Genomic DNA, 18,150 nt, shown 5'->3' with positions numbered 1-18,150 from the left:
GAAAGCGAGGATTTTTCATGGAGAAAACAAAAACGTGCCGCCACGGTCTGAAACGGCTGCTGGCCTTTCTTCTCAGCACGCTGTGCCTCCTGGGGCTGCTGCCCATGTCTGCCTTTGCCATGGAGCCGGGTCAGACGGCAAGCTCCTGGCTGGGCGATCAGTATGTGGGTTCTGACGGGCAGCATTACTACTCGCCCGCGCCCTACACCTACCTGGTCTACAATTCCGATGGGACCATGGATGTACGCACCAGCTCTGGAGGCAGTGCTTACCGCCACTATATGCTGACCGTTTCCGATGGAACCAGCCATCAGGTTTATTGTGTGGAGAGCGGGATTCCCTACAATACCTCTGATAACACGTATACATCAGAGAGCGGGACGAACAGCCAATACTTAAACCTGCTTCCTGCCGAAGCCAGACGGGGCATTACCCTAACGGCGATCTATGGCTGGAAACCTGGCGCAAGCCTTCCGGTCTCCGGCATCAACGAGGATGACTATAAAATGGCAACCCAGATCATCCTCTGGGAGTACCAGCAACAGCTCCGCAGCGACCCATACAGCCGCCACGGGAACGGCCATGCGTCAGCAGATCAGTATTACAGCGTGATCGCCGGACGCCCTGCGGAAAAAGCGTACAACTGGATCTTGGAGCAGGTGGCTTCCCATTCCACGGTCCCCTCTTTTACTTCTTCCAGTAAAGACGGGGCGCCGGAACTGGAGCTGAAATGGGATTCGGAACAGAGGGTTTATACCCTGACCGTTACCGATACAAACAATCTGGGAATTGATCTGGATCTGCTTTCCGGCAGCGGCGTGTCTGTCACAAGGAACGGCAATCAGTATACCTTCACAAGCAAGGATATGATTATGGACCCTGTGACGTTTGAATTTCGGAAAGATATTCCGGTTGCCAACGATATGCTGATCTGGGGAAGGCCCGGCTATCAGACCATGATGACCGGAGCCAGTGACCCGGTATCATTTTTTGTAAAGATCAAGACAGAAACCTATGGCACCGCAAAACTCGTCAAGACCAGTGAGGACGGCATTGTTTCCGGGATTTCCTTCAACATTTCCGGTACGGATCTTCTTGGAAATGAAGTCAATGAGAACGTGACGACCGGGGAAAACGGGCAGATTGAAAAGAAGCTCCTTCCCGGCACTTATCTTGTGACAGAAATTCCGGTTGACCGCTATGTGACACCTGCCGCACAGTATGTCACCATTGAAAGCGGCCAGACTTCCACCGTCCATTTCAGCAACATTTTGAAGAAATTCCGTGTCCATGTGGTAAAGAGCGATGCGGATACGGGCACTGCCCAGGGGGATGCGACCCTTGCCGGAGCGACTTACGGGATCTATAACAACGGCGAACTGGTCGATACCTATACCACGGATGCAGACGGCAGCTTTATGACCCGCTATTATGTGTGCGGCGATGCCTGGACGATCCGTGAAATCTCCCCCAGCACCGGGTATCTGCTCAACGAGACTGTCTACGAGGTCGGCGCTTCCCCTTCCCTGTATGAGATTGAGCTGAATACAGCGGAAAGCCAGGTCACGGAAACGGTGATCTATGGGAACATTCAGCTTGTAAAGCATACCGATGAGACGGACCCGGATGTGCCGGAGGATGAAAACACCGAGGAACCCAATGAGGGTGTGGTGGAACGCCCGGAAGCCGGTGCCGTTTTTGAGGTTTACTTAAAAGCCGCAGGCTGCTATGACAACGCGAAGGAAAGCGAGCGCGACCTGCTCACAACGGACAGCGACGGATTTGCCGCTTCCAAACAGCTCCCTTACGGGCACTATACCGTACATCAGGTTGCCGGTGAGGACGGAAAAGGATTTGTGCCGGACTTTACAGTCTTTATTTCTTCCAATGGGGAAACGTACAGCTATATCCTGAACAACCGCACTATTACGGCCCGGCTGAAAGTGGAAAAATGTGATGCGGAGACGGGAAATATCATTCCCATGACCGGCACCGGTTTTAAGATCAAAGACCTTTCTACCGGGGAATTTATCACCCAGGACATCTACTATCCAAACCCGGAGACACTCGATACTTTCTATGTTTCTGACGAGGGCTGGCTGATGCTGCCGGAACCTCTGCCTGTGGGGGATTACGAACTGCATGAGGTGGCTGCGCCTTATGGCTATGTGCTGTCCAATGAGCCGATGCCGTTTACCATTGACGGCAGCGAGGCGACTGTAACTGTTACGCAGTACAATATGCCGCAGAAAGGCCAGCTCACCATTACAAAGACCGGCGAGGTATTCGCTTCTGTCCAGGAAAACGATGGCCTCTATCAGCCGGTGTACGAGGTCCAGGGACTTCCCGGCGCGGTCTATGATGTGATTGCCGATGAAGATATTTATACCGGGGACGGCACCCTGCGGGCGGCAAAAGACACGGTGGTAGAAACACTGACTACCGGTGAGGATGGAACTGCCCAGAGCGGACTCTTATACCTGGGCCGCTACCGTCTGGAGGAACGCCAGGCGCCGGAAGGCATGGTGCTGGACCCCACACCGATTTATACCGAGCTTACTTATGCCGGTCAGGAGGTAGAGATCACCCAGGCGGCCATCGGTCTTTATGATGAACGTCAGAAGGTAGAGATCGACCTTCTGAAATCCCTGGAAACAGACGAAACCTTTGGCATTGGGCTTGGCGAGGAATACAAGGATATTTCCTTTGGCCTGTACGCTTCGGAGGACCTGACTGCCCTGGATGGCAGCGTGATTCCCGCGGGCGGGCTTCTGGAAGTCGTGGCGGTTGCGCCGGTGGAGGACGCGCCCGGCCAGTATTCGGCGGTCTTTGCCTCCGATCTGCCTTTTGGCAGCTTCTATGTCCAGGAACGCACCACCAATGAGGCATTTGTGCTTTCCGATCAGCAGTACCCGGTAGTCTTTGCGTATGCCGGGCAGGAAACCGCTCTGGTTACGATTGCGGTCAATGACGGCGAGGCCATTTCCAATGAGATGATCCGTGGGCGCATTGACGGCGTGAAATACGGCGAGGACCCCGAAGGCGGTGAGGACCTTACCCTGGAGGGCGCGCTGATCGGCCTGTTTGCTCCCGGCACGGAAGAATTTACCGAGGAAAATGCCCTGCTGGTGACGACTTCCGGGGAAAACGGAGCCTTCTCCTTTGAGGACGTGCCTTTCGGCCATTGGATCATCAAGGAGATTGCCAGCCCTTCGGCCCTGTACTCCATCAGCCCGGAACAGCACCATGTCTATATCGGCACCGATGGGCAGGCCGTTGAAATCGAGATTGACAATACCCTGATCCACGGTACGGTGCAGATTATCAAGACCGAGGCTGTGGACGAATTGAAGTCTATCCAGGAGAACGGGGAAAACACTTCTGAAAGTGAGGCTGGTGAGACGGCAGAAAGCGCCGATGATGATACCGGCGAGGACACTGCGGACAATCCATTCCTCCACCGGCTGCCCGGCGCTGTCTTTGAGCTTTACGAGGACACCAACGGCGATAAGGCATTTGATGAAGGCGACGCCCTGATCGGGGAACTGACGGAAACCGATGAAGGGTTCCATGAAATGAGCGGCCTTTTGGCGAAGGGCTATTTTGTTAAAGAGAAAACGGCCCCGGAAGGCCACAAGCTGGATCCCAATGCCTACTATTTTGAAATCACCACGGACGGGCAGGTTGTCGTTGTGGAAAATGGTGAGGCTGGCCGCGGATTTGTGAATGAGGCTTACCGCGGCAACCTGAAAATCACGAAGGATTCCAGCGATGGCCGCAAGGACGGCTTTGCCTTTGAGGTGAAAAGTGAGGATGGCACCTACTGCGAGACTTTCACAAGCCCGGAGGATGGTATCATCCTGATCGAAGGGCTGCGCGTGGGCAAATACACTGTGACCGAGGTGAAAAATAAGGCCAGCGAGGACTATATCATCCCGGATGGCGCCACGGTGGAGATCAAGGCCGATGAAACCGCCGAAGTGAGCTTCTTCAATGAAAAGCCGGAGGAAGAAACCCCGGAAGCGCCTGATACGCCGGAAACCCCGGATAACCCGACAACACCTTCCAATCCTTCTAAGCCGGTCCCGCAGACAGGCGATGATTATAACCTGTATATCTGGATCGGCGTGCTGGGCGCGGCGGTGATCGGCAGCGGTGTTGCCCTTTTCCTGTGCGCTTACAAGAAAAAAGGCCAGAAGGCCAGCCCTGGACGCCGCAAGGCGGCAACGGGTGTGCTTCTGATCTGCATTGCCATGGCAGTAGGCAGCGGCTTTATGCTGGCGCGGGAGATCGGCCAGTACAAGGAAAGCGCCGATACCTATGCCGGGCTTTCGGAATATGTCACCCCGGCTGAAACAGACGGGGAAAATGGAACTGTGGAGGCGCCGGAGGAAACCGGCGCTTCCTCCATTTCTCTGCCCACGGTGGACTTTGAAAGCCTGCTGGCCCAGGGGCCGGATGTCAAGGCATGGCTGGAGCTTCCCGGCACGGTCATTCAGTACCCGGTGGCCCAGGGCGAGGATAACAGCTACTACCTGAAACACCTGTATGACGGTACGGCAAACAAGGTGGGCTGCCTGTTCATCGACTATGAAAACGCGGAGGATTTTTCCGACAACAACACGATCATCTATGGGCACAACATGCGGGACGGCTCCATGTTCTCCACGCTGGTGGAATACAAAGCGCAGGCTTACTATGACGAACACCCGGAAATGTACCTGGTAACGCCGGAGGGCGGCTATGTGGTCGAGGTGTTTTCCGCATTTGTGGCAAGCCCGGAGGAATCCGGCAGCGAAACTTCTCCCTGGGCGCTGGAATGGAAAGACAGCGGCGCTTATACGACCTGGCTTTCCGCAATGCAGGAGCGTTCTGTGATCGAAACCGGCGTTTCCGTCACTTCCAGCGACAAGGTGCTGACCCTTTCCACCTGTACCAATGGCGGCGCTGACCGCTTTATCGTCATGGGCAGGCTAGTAGCTGTAACTGAATAACAGATTTCAGAAAGATGGCGCGGGATGCCGGCTGCTCCCGCGCCCATCTCTATATATGGAGGATTTGCAATGGTAAATAACATTGTTCCCATTCCCGGATATGTCCATCTCTACCGCTCCATGCTGCGGTTTTACGATATGCCCAGCGCGGAGCTGAAAGAAATGCTCTACCTTCTGAATACCGCCAACCTGGACAGCTACGGCTTCCACCACCCGGAGGCGCATGTGGTCGAGAGCGGCCCGGTAGCCTTCTGCGGCTGGCTGGATCAACGGTATGCCCGCCCTTACCGGACGGAAGTGCAGCTTTATAAATCCCTGCTGGCCCTGAAACGCAGCGTTGACCGGGATTGCATTGTCACTTCCCAGCGGGAAGCCCTTCAAATGCTCCGGTGCGTGATCTCCAACCTGGAATACCGCTTTTATAAAGCCTACAACATGGAATTTGAGGATAAGCGCACAGTGTATTCCGAGTGCGCCTTCCGGCTGATCCCGCGGGAGGACGAACCCAGCGTGTGCCTGATGCGCGATTGGGTTTATCTTCCTACGGCGTAAAGTGGGGTGAGTTATGACACAAAAAGAATTTCAGGCTGTTTTCCGGGAACAGGTACGGCAGTGTGAAGGGCTTCTGATTCAGAAGGCCAAAGAATATACCGGCGACAACCCGGACCGGCTCAGCGCCTTCAAAGCGGCGGCTGCGATCCAGGATAGCACCCCGCAGCGTGCGTTGGCCGGGATGATGGCAAAGCACATCATCTCCATTTATGATATGTGCTTTACGGACCGGAAAACTTTTGAGCTGGCTGTCTGGGAGGAAAAGATCACCGACAGCCTTAACTATCTGTTTTTACTAAAAGCTGTGATAAAGGAGGAATTGGAACATCAACCAGATTGAAACTAAAATTTTGAACTGCACTGCGGTACAGGAAGCAGAGAAAAACATGGTGTTTGCGGCAAGGCTCACCCAGCGGGGCCATGCGATCCATTCCATGGATGACCTTATGGCTCTTTATGAGAAAGCCTATACTGCCGATACGGTCAAACGGATCGCCTCTCTGCCACACCCCGCCGTACAGAAGCTTTCGGTTATCACGGTGGCGGTTGTGGGCGCCAGCAGGCGTTTTCTGGCGCAGATCACCCGGCACCAAAACGAGGTCAAGTTTATCAGCGCCTCTTTGCAGTACAGCAATTATGCGGGGCAGGCTGATTTTGTGGTGCCTTATGAGATCCTGACGGCCAGCCAGTGGGTACATGACTTCTACCTGAAAAAGTGCCGGGCTGCCATGGAGCATTATGCGGATATAGGCGCCTGCGGGATTTCCAGGGACGCCGCGGGGTATCTTGCCCCGCAGAGCCTTCGCAATGTGCTGATCATCAGCGCCACGCCTTACCAGTGGAAGCACATGATCGGCCAGCGGACTTGCCGCCGCAATACGGATGAAACGCGCTTTGTCCTGCTGAAGATATGGGCGGACCTGTATGCGCTGGACCCGGAACTGTTCAGCCCGGAGCTTACCGGCCCCTTCTGCCAGCGGGAGGGCTGTCGGGAAAAAGATATGTCCTGCGGCTGCCCGTGCGAAAAAGGGGCGCTGCCCCTTGCCCTGCTGCGCCAGGACTATCCTGCCGCGCTGGAAGGAGGCGGCCAGTGAAGATCAAGATCATTGATTTTGGGCTGCCGGAGAACCACCGTCCCCTCCGCTCCCATGCCAATGACGCCGGGGCGGATGTCTATATGCCTTTTGACTGTACCCTGGAGCCTGGCGGGATTGCTAAAATCCCGCTGGGCTTTGGCCTGGAGGTGCCTGACGGTTATGCCGCCTATGTGTTTCCCAGGAGCAGCCTGGCGGCAAAAGGGGTGGTCTGTGAGCTGCCCCCTGTGGATTCCGGCTACCGGGGCGAGATCCACGCCATTGTCAGCAATGTGGGAAACGAGGCCCAAACACTTGCGAAAGATTCCCGGATCGGGCAGCTTATCATCATGCCTGTGGTGATCGCGGATTTCGTGAATGATCTGGGCGGACAACGCGGCGCGGGCGCTTTTGGCAGCACGGGAAAATAAGTGTATTTTTAGCCGGAATGAATAAAAATTTTTTATACGGACAACCTAAAAAGGAGGTGTAGCTATTGCATTGATGTAACCAATCATATATAATATTGGTTACATGAAGGAGGTTGGTCGTATGAACAACGGCTATACAGAACAAATCCGTGACCGGATCATAAACGCCCCGGAGGGCAGCGTATTCGTCAACTCAGATTTTGCGGATATTGCAGATAACAATACGATTAAGCAGAGCATTAACCGGCTGATCCAGGAAGGGGTTCTGCGCCGTGTTATCCGGGGAGTATTTGAAAAGCCGAAATACAGCAAGCTCCTTGGGGAATATGTGGCGGCGGACCCGGATGCGGTTGCCAAAGCACTGGCGAGATGCTATCATTGGACTATCGCTCCCTGTGGAGATACCGCATTAAATATGCTGGGGCTGTCTACCCAGGTAACGGCAGTATGGTCCTATATCAGCGATGGGCCATATAAAACCTATGAATGGGATAAGACAAAGATTGAATTTAAGCACCGGACCAACAAGGAGGTCACGGGCCTGTCGCCTATGACGATCCTGGTGATCCAGGCGTTAAAGACCCTGGGGAAAGAACATGTGGACGAAAAAACCATACGGGTGCTTTCCCGCAGGCTGAATGAAGATGAAAAGGCGGCGCTCCTTGCAGAAGGGGCCGAAGCGACGGATTGGATTTACACTGTGATTAAAGAGATCTGCAAAGGAGAAAGAGAAAATGATTGAGATTGCCAGACTTCCGGCTGATGACCGGCGGGAGCTGTTTCATAACACCGCAGCAAAAACCGGCCTTCACGATGCCATTGTGGAAAAGGATTTTTGGGTATGCCTGACGCTGGATTACCTGTTCCACCGCTCTCCGTGGAAAAAGGCGGTCACATTTAAGGGCGGGACCAGTTTATCCAAAGGGTATCACCTTATCAGCCGGTTTTCCGAGGACATTGATCTGATTCTGGATTGGCGTGTCCTGGGGTATGGTATCAATGAACCCTGGGAAAAACGCTCGAACACCAAGCAGGATGCCTTCAATAAAGAGGCGAACCGAAAGGCCGAGATTTTCCTGGCAGAAACCTTCTGCCCGCAGGTCCGGGAAGGGCTTTCTGCTGAATTGGGCCTTCCGGCCAATCTTTACATAGACGAGGAAGATAAACAGACGGTGATCTTTGCTTATCCAAACCTGTTTACCGATGCCTCTACCTTACAGGTGATCCGGCTGGAGATTGGGGCGCTGGCAGCCTGGACACCGGCAGAGCTGGTGGATATTGTACCGTATGCCGCGGAGCAGTACCCGCAGTTATTCAAGCAGAAAGAGGTTTCTGTCCTGACGGTGGCGCCGGAGCGGACTTTCTGGGAAAAGGCGACGATCCTTCACCATGAGGCCAACCGGCCTGAACATCTTTCCATGCCCCAGCGGTATTCCCGCCATTATTATGACCTTTACTGTATGGCAAAATCGCCTGTGAAGGAAAAAGCGTTTGAACGGCTGGATCTGCTGCAAAAAGTGGTCGATTTCAAGATGAAGTTTTATCCGCGGGCCTGGGCGCGCTACCCGGAGGCTGTTCCGGCCACCTTAAAGCTGCTTCCTCCGTCATACCGCCTGGGTGCGCTGCAGGAGGATTACTCTGCCATGCGGAATATGCTCTATGGGGAGATTCCATCTTTTGAAACTATGATGGAGGCCGTTGGAGAATTGGAGAAGGAAATCCACGCATTATAACGGAAAGGGCCGCAAACGCGGCCTTTTCTTATGGCTGTATGTTAAAACAGCAAATGGAAATACTTATTAAAGAAAGCAGCCTGCCTCATCGTGCCGACTGCTTCTATTTTTTGCTATTCAGTTCTTTCATAATGCCGAGGATGTAAGACATTGTTTTGGAATCCAGCTTCTTTGCCTCTGTGATAAATTCCTTTAAAGCGGCGGGATTCGGATTACCTTCATCGAAAAATTCCTGTGGTGTTACGCCCAGGTATTCACAGATATAAAAGAAGGACTGCATAGAAGGAAGCGTTTTCTTGTTCTCCACGTTGTTGATATAGTTGTTGGCCTGTCCAAGCGACAGCGACATATCCCGCGCGGAAACACCCTTCTGCATCCTCAGTTTTGCCAGCCTTTCCGGGACAAAATCTTCGTACACCATATTCACCTCCCATTCTGTAATAGATTGTACCTTACAGGCTGGCTCTATTCGCTAAATGAAAAGGGGTATTTCTGTTGACACGCTAAATGTAACCTACTAAAATAAGAAATGCAGTAGTTTTTAACTATCAGCCATAAGGGAGGCAGGTATCATGGAACAAAAAATATGCGGAGTAACCGGACACCGGGAGATCCCCGCTGAATATATGGAGCAGGCAGAGCAGGACCTTCGCCGGGAAATTGAAAAAGCCATCGCAGACGGTTATACCTATTTTATTTCCGGCTTTGCTGACGGCGCCGATCAGCTATTTGCCCGGATTGTTCTGGAAAAGGCAAAAGAAAATCCGGCGCTGCGCCTGGAGGCAGCAATTCCTTACCGCAACCGCTATAAGCGGCTGATGGAGGACGGGCAGACCAGAGCCATGCTGGAGGCATGTGCGAAGGTTGCGGTTATCAGCGAGGAATGGGCTTCCAATGTCTATATGAAGCGCAACCGCTATATGGTAGGCCAGGCAGACCGGGTGATCGCTGTCTATGATGGGCGGGAAAAAGGCGGCACGGTGTCCACGATCCGCATGGTCCACGCTCAGCGGAAAGAAATGCGAGAGGTCCCTGTGGGGCCGTATCTTCCTGAAAGCATGATAAATCTTGGATATTTCAGGAACACTTCGGGAAGATAAGAATTTGTCGGTGTGGTAAAATATGTGATAGACAAAAAGGAATTGACCGAACTAAAAGGGAGGAATACTTCTTACCTGCAGGGTAAGAAATGAATGGGGCGGTAAATTTTGAAGTTTTTTGAGAAGGTTATGGGCAGTTGACAGATTGACAACAAAGGTTGCTTGTTATTTTCAAGAGTTTTCGATATATTTGTCCTATTAAACATATAGGAGGACTTTAGCAGATGAAATTTAATGAAAGGTTATTGGAGATCAGAAAGAAACAGGGACTGTCTCAAGAGGAACTGGGAGCAGAATTACAGGTATCTCGCCAGACAATTTCTAAATGGGAAGCAGGTCAGTCATATCCCGACTTCCAACGATTGGTAATGTTAAGCGATTATTTCGGTATGACTTTGGATGAATTGGTAAAAGGTATTGATGTCCAAGATGTGAGGGAGAAAAATTTAACAGATGAAAAAGTTGCGTCAATTTATTTAGATGTTGAAAAAGGAAAGTTGGGATTGAAGAAAGTAATAAAAGTATTCTGCTATATAGGTGTCGCATTATTAGTAATAATTGGTGTGACATTTGTGGTACATTTGGCTTTTCCTGATATAGAATGGCTTTGGAGAAGATAAGGATAGTTCCTAAATTTTTTAATAACTTCCAGTTTGTTAATCAGACAAATCCTAAGTTGTCAAACAAAACTGAATAACATGAATTTACGCCGCAGATTCTTTCTGCGGCGTTTTGCTATATAACCCCGGCGCAAAGGTGTTCTTATCCCTTTGCGCTTTTTTCATATTCAAAATTCAAAGGAGGTGCGGCACATGTGGGGCGCAGTATCACATTTTCTGTCTTTCACGCTTGGCACAATCGCAGGCGTAACTTTGATGTGTCTGCTGCAGGCCGGAAGGCAGGCAGACGAGCAGTTTACAAAATTCTTTGATAAAGAAGGAGGTTCGGACGAATGAAACTTGTGGTAGCCGAAAAGCCCAGCGTGGCCCAATCTTTGGCGGCGGTGCTGGGAGCAAAGGAGAAAAAGGACGGGTATCTGGAGGGCAGCGGCTGGCTGGTGTCCTGGTGCGTGGGCCATCTGGTGGAGCTGGCCCAGCCGGAAGCCTATGGGGAGCAGTACGCCAAATGGCGGTATGCGGATCTGCCTATCCTTCCCGCCCATTGGAAATATGATGTGGCAAAGGATAAGAAAAAGCAGCTTGGCGTCCTGCGCCGTTTGATGGAGGATAAACGTGTGGACGCTGTGGTGTGCGCTACTGATGCCGGCCGGGAAGGGGAACTGATCTTCCGGCTGGTCTATCAGCAGGCCGGGTGCAGCAAACCCATTCTCCGGCTTTGGATCAGCTCTATGGAGGACGCCGCTATCCGTGATGGATTTGAACACCTGCGGCCCGGCGCCGATTATGACCTGCTTTACCAGACGGCGCTCTGCCGGGCTGGTGCGGACTGGATCGTGGGGATTAACGCCACCCGGCTTTTCTCTGTCTTGTATGGCGACACCCTGAATGTGGGCCGGGTAATGACGCCGACACTGGCACTGATCGTCCAGCGGGAAGATGCGATCCGTTCTTTTAAGTGCAAGCCCTTCTATGTGCCGGAACTCGCCTGCGGAGGGTTTACCGCTGCCGGGGAAAAGCTGGAGGACAAGGCGGCTGCGGAAGCGATACGGGCAGATTGTGACGGAAAGCCTGCCGTTGTCCGCAAAGTGGAGCGGCAGAAAAAGACTGTCCAGCCGCCCCGCCTTTACGATTTAACTACGTTGCAACGGGAGTGCAACCGCTTGTATGGCTTTACTGCCCAACAGACTCTTGATTATTTACAAAGCCTGTATGAGAAAAAGCTGGCGACCTATCCGCGAACAGACAGCCAGTATATCACAGCGGATATGCAGGCCACGGTTGGCTCTCTGGCTCTTTGGCTGTGGCAGAATATGCCTTTTGGCAAGGACAGCACCACGGCGCCGGAGCTGGAAGGGATCATTGATGACAGCAAGGTAACGGACCACCATGCCATTCTCCCCACGGTGGAGATAGCCCGCACCGACCTGTCTGCTTTGCCTGCCGGTGAGCGGGATGTCCTGATGCTCCTTGCCTGCCGCCTCCTCTGCGCTACCGCCCAGCCCCACCGCTTTGAGGCAGTGCTGGCAGTTTTAGAGTCCGAGGGCCACACATTTACCGCAAAAGGGAAAACGATTCTGCATGAGGGATGGAAAGGCATTGAGCAGGCTTTCCGTGCCAGCCTGAAACAGAAACAGCCGGAGGACGGCGATGAAAATACGGCCCGCCTGCCGGAGCTGAAAGAAGGACAGAGATTTGAAAAGGCTGCCGCCACGATCCGGGAAGGCAAAACCAGCCCGCCTAAGCACTACACAGAAGATTCTCTGCTCGCAGCTATGGAGACAGCCGGCGCGGAGGATATGCCAGAGGACGCCGAGCGGAAAGGGCTGGGTACTTCGGCCACCCGTGCCGCCACACTGGAAAAGCTGGTGTCCACGGGATTTGTCCAGCGGAAAAAGAAACAGCTTTTACCTACGGATAAGGGCGTCAACCTGATTGCCGTCCTGCCCGATGTGATAAAATCCCCGGCGCTTACAGCGGAATGGGAGTCCATGCTGAAACAGGTGGAACGCGGAGAAATGACGGCGGACGCTTTTATGGAAGGGATTGCCGGTTTAATCCGTGACCTGATCCGGCAGAACACCGCCCCTGATCCTGCCTATTCCTCCTTGTTCGGGAACAAGAGCGCGGCCAGCCGGGAAGCTGTCGGGACCTGTCCCCGGTGCGGCGGTGCTGTCTATGAGGGGAAGAAAGGCTTCTTCTGTGAAAATGAAGGCTGCGCCTTTGCGTTATGGAAAGAAAACCGGTTCTTTTCCAGTAAAAAGAAAACCATCACAAAAACTGTTGCCGCGGCGCTCTTAAAAGAGGGCCGCGTTTCCATGTCCGGGCTTTTCAGTGAGAAAACCGGCAAAACCTATGACGCTGTGGTGGTGCTGGACGATACCGGCGAAAAGTATGTGAATTTCAAGCTGGAATTTTCGCAGCGGCGGGGACGGAGGAAATGACCGGCCCGCCGCGGGAGCTGACCCGCTCCGAGCGCGCAGCGATCCGAAGGCTGGTAACAGGCTTATGCGCCAACTATGACGAGCGGGAAAAGCTCTGCCTTCCCCTGGACTGCCCCTGCTATATGCTTCATAAATGGTGGACCGGCGGTCTTTGCCGGTATTTTGAGCGGTCTGTGCTGCCGGTTGAACCGGCTCTGGAAGCAGCTCTGACGGGAAATGATACTTCCCAGCGCCAGAAAAAATGCCCGGTATGCGGGAAGCTGTATCTTCCCACGACCAGCCAGGCGTATTGTTCTGACGCCTGCCGGACCTGGGCCAGACGGGACGCGGATAAAAAACGCAAGCGCCGGATTCGCCAGCACAAGGGATGATATGTCTGCAACTTAGCCTGTTTACGCCTTGATTTATAAGGCTTTCCGGCCTCACTTTTACAGGCGGCAAGAGATTTATACTCTGCCCCTCCATAGGAAGGTTAAGTTGCGGACAAGGAATAAAAAACCGTCATTCGAGGCAAAGAAAGCGACCACCCCTACCGGGCCGGGATTTTGCTTGTTGGGGCATATCCCCAAACCCCTGTTTTCTCTCCATGTTTACAATTACCGTGTTTCAAAAATCTGCTTGCGCTGGTATAATCAAAGAAATAGCTGATTATGCGTTAAAAAGCGACGCCGCAATGGTTCGTTGCGGCGGTTCCAGCTTGTGTTGGTAGAAATGAAACGCCTTATTTGCTATGATTTTTTCAAAATCAAATAGCAGGAGGAAACGACACTATGACCCTCGGAGAGAAAATACAAAAATTAAGAAAACAGCGGGGACTTTCGCAAGAGGCGCTTGCTGAAAAGGTAACAGTTACACGACAGACGATTTCAAAATGGGAATTGGGACAATCGCTCCCTGATTTGGATTTTATAGCCCAGCTTAGCGACATTTTCAATGTGTCCTCTGACTATCTTATTAAAGATGAAATGACCGAACCAAACGAGTTGCCATATAAGAAACGTAATTATCGTTTATCAGAACAAGGCAAGCGCATTATTTTGGTAATCGTTTCTGCGGCAGCGTTGATTGCTGGCTGTGTATGTCTGATCTGCGACTACTTTACTTCGGACAGATTATCATGGTCATTGATTGCCGCTGTTTCAATCATGGCTGCATGGCTTATGATACTTCCAAGTCTGATTTCCAGAACAAAGATCGTTTTGAAAACCTTAGTTGTAGTCAGTGCCGTCCCTATTCCACTACTGGCAATCTTGTCCTTGCTATTGAATAAGTCAGTTATATTCACATTGGGCATTTGCGTAACGCTGATTGCGATTGCTGCAATCTGGATAATATACGGAATTTTCCGCAAATGCAGGAAAAATCTGTGGCGGGCATTTGGTTTTGCCCTGTTGGTTTTAATACCAGTACCGATTGCGATTACCCATATTTCAGCTTGCTTTTTGCCACAAGTCCAGTTTGATTTTACGTCTGACATATTCAACAGCGGGATCACCCTTGCGCTTTCTCTTGTGTGCTTTGGGGTAGATTATTTGCTTTATCATAGGAAAGGGGATGTAACAGACAAAAAATGAAAACAGTTCTTTTACACGGATTGGGACAAACAGCACAAGACTGGAAAGAGGTAGTCCGTCACCTTTCGACTTCCCATGTTGAGTGCCCGGAGCTTTTTTCTTCAACAGGAAATGAAATATCCTATTCCCGGATTTTAGCTGATCTGGAACGGCAGTATTCTAATGTAACAGAGCCGCTTCGTATCTGTGGCCTCTCGTTAGGGGCGCTGCTTGCCCTCGATTTCGCTATTCGTCATGGGGATAAAGTAGCATCTCTGGTCTTAATCGGCGCACAATACAAAGTACCAACATTCCTGATAGATTTTCAAAATATCTTGTTCCGCTGTATGCCCGGCAAGAGTTTTGATGGCATGGGATTATCAAAAAGCGATACGATTAAACTGTCACACTCGATGCGGTCATTGGATTTTACTTCACAATTAAATGGGCTTACTTGTCCTGTCACTATTGTATGCGGTGAAAAAGATAGCGCCAATCTAAAAGCATCGAAAAAGCTAAATGAGTTACTTCCCCATGCAACTTTGCAAATTGTCCCCGGTGCAGGCCATGAAATTAACAAAGATGCACCAGAAGCGATTGCTGCCGTACTTAATATGTAAGTAGGATTTTAGACAACAGAATAATTTGCCGCCTACCGGCGGCACTGCCGAGCAGGAAATCTTGAAAGAGGTTTTCTGCTTTTTCTTTGCCCGGATATTGGGAGAAAGGAAATGTAACTGACCGAACAATTAACTTTTAGGAGGGATGTGTATTTGAAGATTGCGCGTGTATTTCCACGCCGTACCAAAGCAACGCCGGATGATCCTCTGGCATTTACCGGCCCGCCGCCAAGGGGCGGCCTGCCGGATATAGAAGAAGTGCATGTTTCTGTGGCCTTTACCTATGACATGGAGAAAGCGTGCCAGCTTGCCGAACAGTGGATGAAGCTGGGCGTCCCCGTCCACATGGGTGGTCCTGCCTTCAATATGCCTGGCGGTAATTTCGTGCCGGGGATGTATCTGAAAAAAGGTTATGTTATCACTTCAAGGGGCTGCCCCAACCGCTGCTGGTTCTGCTCCGTCCCCAGGCGGGAAGGCGGAAGGCTTAGGGAACTGCCGATCACCGAAGGAAATATAGTGCTGGACGATAACCTGCTTGCCTGTTCCCGGCAGCATATTGAAGCGGTATTTGAAATGCTGGGCAGGCAGAAAGAGCGTCCGGCCTTTACGGGCGGGCTGGAGGCCCGCCTTCTTCGGCCCTGGCATGTGGACCTTCTGCGGGAATCCAGGACGCAGCGCATGTATTTTGCCAATGACACCCCGGATGATTATGAGCCGCTTGTGGAGGCCGGGCGGCTTTTGCAGGCCGGAGGATTCGAGAGAAAATCACATAAAGCCTGCTGTTATGTCCTGATCGGCTACCGGGGCGATACCATGGAGGCAGCGGAAAAACGTCTGCGGGACGCCTGGAAAGCCGGATTTATCCCTTATGCCATGCTCTACCGGGATGAAAAAGGCATTGTAGACAGCGAGTGGAGAAAATTTCAGCGGCTTTGGGTCCGTCCGGCGATTGTAATGAGCCAACTGAAAGAATCTGACGGGAGGTGATGATACGGAGAAGGAAAAACTTGAAGTCGTGCCGGTAGTCCCCGCAATGATGAAGCTGGATGTGGCGGTCCAGGCTTTTGATATGCAGGATATTTCAAACCGGCGCTTTATGTACAATCCCAAGACCGGTATTTTAGTTTTGGGCCAGCAGTACGGGAAAACAAGAGGGTTGCCCGGCAGCCATACCGATGATCTGGCTCAGGCCGGAATCAAAAACGGCTTTGATGATTTTGTGCGCGGCTGGGTGGGCACTGGAAAAAACTATCCCGCAGGGATTATTCATTTTGCCCCCAATGTGGACGCCCAAAACATTTTCCTGTTCAACCGGGCGTTTGACACTTTAGAAATGTTTCAACGCAACGGTGCGCTTCCCGATACCGTAGTCCGGGGATTTGGCAGGCAGTGGGAACAGGCGCTTTCCGAAGTCCTTTACCCGGCTCATAACGAGAGGATCTCAAACCAGGAGGAATCTATGGAAATTCAGAATATCACGGCGGAGGACCTTCGCCGTATGGAGGATAAAGAAGGGCTTATCCTGCAGGGATGCGGCGGTGAGCCTGGCGAGTGGGTCAAAGGGATCAATGACCTGCTGACACAGGATGGGATTCTTTTAGAGGGAACCGCTTTTACCCATGTGAGCGTATTTCAAAATGAGGGCCTTACCTGTATGCTGTTTCCTTTTGAGGATGTCAAGCTGGACATAGGGAAACTCGCCATGTGGCGGCTGCAAACCCATGATACTTTCGGTGGCACCTGGCTGTCCGATTATATCGACAACCGCCTGGACCATGAACCGGCGCAGGAAGTGCCAGAAAAGCCGGATTGCCCGCTGATCGGCCAGGATGGGAATATCTTCAACCTGGTAGGTATTGCTTCCCGCACTCTGAAAGCCCATGGGATGCCCGACCAGGCGAAGGAAATGGCAGACCGGGTATTTTCCTGTGACAGCTATCATAAGGCGCTTTGCATTATAGGGGAATATGTCAATATCACTTCGGCTGACCGGGAGGCCGAGCGGCCTTATTCTATCCGGCAGCAGCTTAAAAATGGTAAAGCCACGGAAACGTCTGCCCCTAAAAAGGCAGCAAAGGAGCCGGAACGATAAGGAGGATGCGAAATGGAACATGTATATGGAGTTTGGGCGGTAAGAAGTGCCGCTTCTATGTTCGGCCATGCGGAAGCATGGTGCAAAGAAGATGGCCGCCCCCTGGAATTTGAATCTCTGGAGGCGGCCCAGGCTTATACCCAGGAATTGAACCGTAAGGCAACGGTCAATGTCCGTTACTTTGTCAAAGAGAAAGAACCGGAACCAAATGCTGTAAGAGTCCCGGCCTCGCAGCCGGATATTGAGACTGTTGGTCCGGTGGACCGTGTGCCGAGAAATGATGTGGCAGAAAAGCATAATGAGATCCCTGGCAGGCAGATGACGCCGGAGGCGGACCCGGTTGTGGAGATCCGTTCTGCCGTTCACAGCAACTATGCCAATATGGTCGCCATGCTTTCCGCTGACAATAAGGTATATCTTGGCCGGGAGGAACGCTATTCCTTTACCCCAGGCCAGCCAGGAAGCTATGACAACCGGGATGGCTCTTTATGTTTTGTGAGCGATATGCCGGAAATGTATTATTTCCTCTATGGGGAAGGTTGGTCGCACTCACAGGAGGAAATGCTGTACCGGGGGCTGACGATGGATCAGTATATGGAATTTGCCCGCCTGCGGGAAGGTGTTCTGCAGCAATTCACCCCGCGTCGGGAAATCCTGTTTGCGGGCAAGCCCTTCCAGACGCCGGAAAACTACCTTCGCAACGCGGAGCTGGACCTGGAGGGCGAAAAAGGCAACTATAACATGATTGATGGCATTGTGAATAACGACCCGCCGATCCGGGCCGACCTTACCGATGGGCAGACCCATGAGGAAGTGAGGGAGCTGGCCCCGGAAACGCTGCCGAATGAGAAGCCTTCGATCATGGAAAAGCTGCGGGCAGACCGCATGGAGCATGAGGCCCGCGGTTTTCAGCCTTCCCCGCCGGAAAGGGGGCTTTAATG

Annotated in this window: 18 protein-coding genes; 17 read left to right on the top strand and 1 reads right to left on the bottom strand. The window is 52.2% G+C overall.

Translation table 11 applies throughout. From position 1 onward, the window contains the following. Nucleotides 1-17: 17 nt before the first annotated feature. From srtB to B5F22_RS07340, 7 genes are all read left to right on the top strand, one after another. On the top strand, nucleotides 18-4,994 hold the full coding sequence (gene srtB, locus B5F22_RS07370) for a class B sortase (protein WP_087392066.1): 4,977 nt from the start codon (nucleotides 18-20) through the stop codon (nucleotides 4,992-4,994). 69 nt (nucleotides 4,995-5,063) lie between these two features. Continuing rightward, a complete protein-coding gene (locus tag B5F22_RS07365; RefSeq protein WP_087392065.1) occupies nucleotides 5,064-5,546 on the top strand; it encodes a hypothetical protein in 483 nt (160 codons plus the stop codon). Nucleotides 5,547-5,559: 13 nt separating this feature from the next. Further along, nucleotides 5,560-5,886, top strand: a complete 327-nt coding sequence (locus tag B5F22_RS07360) for a hypothetical protein (protein WP_087348666.1) — start codon at nucleotides 5,560-5,562, stop codon at nucleotides 5,884-5,886. After that, a complete protein-coding gene (locus B5F22_RS07355) occupies nucleotides 5,873-6,640 on the top strand; it encodes an FAD-dependent thymidylate synthase (protein ID WP_275532480.1) in 768 nt (255 codons plus the stop codon). Before B5F22_RS07360 ends, B5F22_RS07355 begins: the two co-directional genes overlap by 14 nt. Beyond that, entirely contained in the window at nucleotides 6,637-7,050 is a 414-nt protein-coding gene (locus tag B5F22_RS07350; RefSeq protein ID WP_087392064.1) for a deoxyuridine 5'-triphosphate nucleotidohydrolase, read from the top strand. Before B5F22_RS07355 ends, B5F22_RS07350 begins: the two co-directional genes overlap by 4 nt. 121 nt (nucleotides 7,051-7,171) lie before the next feature. Beyond that, complete coding sequence (locus tag B5F22_RS07345; RefSeq protein ID WP_087348820.1) at nucleotides 7,172-7,792, top strand: DUF6088 family protein; 621 nt, start codon at nucleotides 7,172-7,174, stop codon at nucleotides 7,790-7,792. Next, nucleotides 7,785-8,783 carry a nucleotidyl transferase AbiEii/AbiGii toxin family protein gene (locus B5F22_RS07340; protein ID WP_087348818.1) on the top strand — a complete coding sequence of 333 codons (999 nt, stop codon included), beginning with the start codon at nucleotides 7,785-7,787 and terminating at the stop codon, nucleotides 8,781-8,783. The genes B5F22_RS07345 and B5F22_RS07340 overlap by 8 nt, the downstream gene beginning before the upstream one ends. Nucleotides 8,784-8,886: 103 nt before the next feature. Here B5F22_RS07340 and B5F22_RS07335 read toward each other — a convergent pair whose 3' ends face one another. Further along, complete coding sequence (locus B5F22_RS07335; protein ID WP_087219096.1) at nucleotides 8,887-9,201, bottom strand: helix-turn-helix transcriptional regulator; 315 nt, start codon at nucleotides 9,199-9,201, stop codon at nucleotides 8,887-8,889. Nucleotides 9,202-9,355: 154 nt separating this feature from the next. Between B5F22_RS07335 and B5F22_RS07330 the strand changes: the two genes are divergently transcribed. The 10 genes from B5F22_RS07330 to B5F22_RS07285 all read left to right on the top strand — a co-directional run bounded on the left by B5F22_RS07330 (nucleotide 9,356) and on the right by B5F22_RS07285 (nucleotide 18,148). Then, entirely contained in the window at nucleotides 9,356-9,883 is a 528-nt protein-coding gene (locus B5F22_RS07330; protein WP_087392063.1) for an SLOG family protein, read from the top strand. A 224-nt stretch (nucleotides 9,884-10,107) separates the two neighbouring features. Then, on the top strand, nucleotides 10,108-10,503 hold the full coding sequence (locus tag B5F22_RS07325) for a helix-turn-helix domain-containing protein (protein WP_087392062.1): 396 nt from the start codon (nucleotides 10,108-10,110) through the stop codon (nucleotides 10,501-10,503). Between the two features lie 192 nt (nucleotides 10,504-10,695). Then, the gene (locus B5F22_RS07320) at nucleotides 10,696-10,839 is read left to right on the top strand and encodes a DUF3789 domain-containing protein (protein ID WP_087242977.1); all 144 of its coding nucleotides are present in this window, start codon (nucleotides 10,696-10,698) and stop codon (nucleotides 10,837-10,839) included. Beyond that, entirely contained in the window at nucleotides 10,836-12,944 is a 2,109-nt protein-coding gene (locus B5F22_RS07315; RefSeq protein ID WP_087392061.1) for a type IA DNA topoisomerase, read from the top strand. The genes B5F22_RS07320 and B5F22_RS07315 overlap by 4 nt, the downstream gene beginning before the upstream one ends. Beyond that, entirely contained in the window at nucleotides 12,941-13,315 is a 375-nt protein-coding gene (locus tag B5F22_RS07310) for a cysteine-rich VLP protein (protein WP_087392060.1), read from the top strand. The genes B5F22_RS07315 and B5F22_RS07310 overlap by 4 nt, the downstream gene beginning before the upstream one ends. Before the next feature lie 399 nt (nucleotides 13,316-13,714). After that, nucleotides 13,715-14,518 carry a helix-turn-helix domain-containing protein gene (locus B5F22_RS07305; RefSeq protein ID WP_087392059.1) on the top strand — a complete coding sequence of 268 codons (804 nt, stop codon included), beginning with the start codon at nucleotides 13,715-13,717 and terminating at the stop codon, nucleotides 14,516-14,518. Beyond that, complete coding sequence (locus B5F22_RS07300; RefSeq protein WP_087392058.1) at nucleotides 14,515-15,117, top strand: alpha/beta hydrolase; 603 nt, start codon at nucleotides 14,515-14,517, stop codon at nucleotides 15,115-15,117. The genes B5F22_RS07305 and B5F22_RS07300 overlap by 4 nt, the downstream gene beginning before the upstream one ends. A gap of 147 nt (nucleotides 15,118-15,264) precedes the next feature. Next, entirely contained in the window at nucleotides 15,265-16,104 is an 840-nt protein-coding gene (locus B5F22_RS07295) for a hypothetical protein (protein ID WP_087392057.1), read from the top strand. Nucleotides 16,105-16,576: 472 nt separating this feature from the next. Next, nucleotides 16,577-17,209 carry a hypothetical protein gene (locus B5F22_RS07290; RefSeq protein WP_087392079.1) on the top strand — a complete coding sequence of 211 codons (633 nt, stop codon included), beginning with the start codon at nucleotides 16,577-16,579 and terminating at the stop codon, nucleotides 17,207-17,209. A gap of 12 nt (nucleotides 17,210-17,221) precedes the next feature. Further along, nucleotides 17,222-18,148, top strand: coding sequence for a DUF4316 domain-containing protein (locus B5F22_RS07285; RefSeq protein WP_087392056.1), 927 nt, complete (start codon nucleotides 17,222-17,224; stop codon nucleotides 18,146-18,148). Nucleotides 18,149-18,150 lie beyond the last annotated feature (2 nt).

The organism is Pseudoflavonifractor sp. An187 (genome assembly GCF_002160275.1).
Lineage (GTDB): Bacteria > Bacillota > Clostridia > Oscillospirales > Oscillospiraceae > Enterenecus > Enterenecus faecium.
Note: the sequence above shows the minus strand (reverse complement) of the source record. Positions and strands in the feature narration are given on the sequence as shown.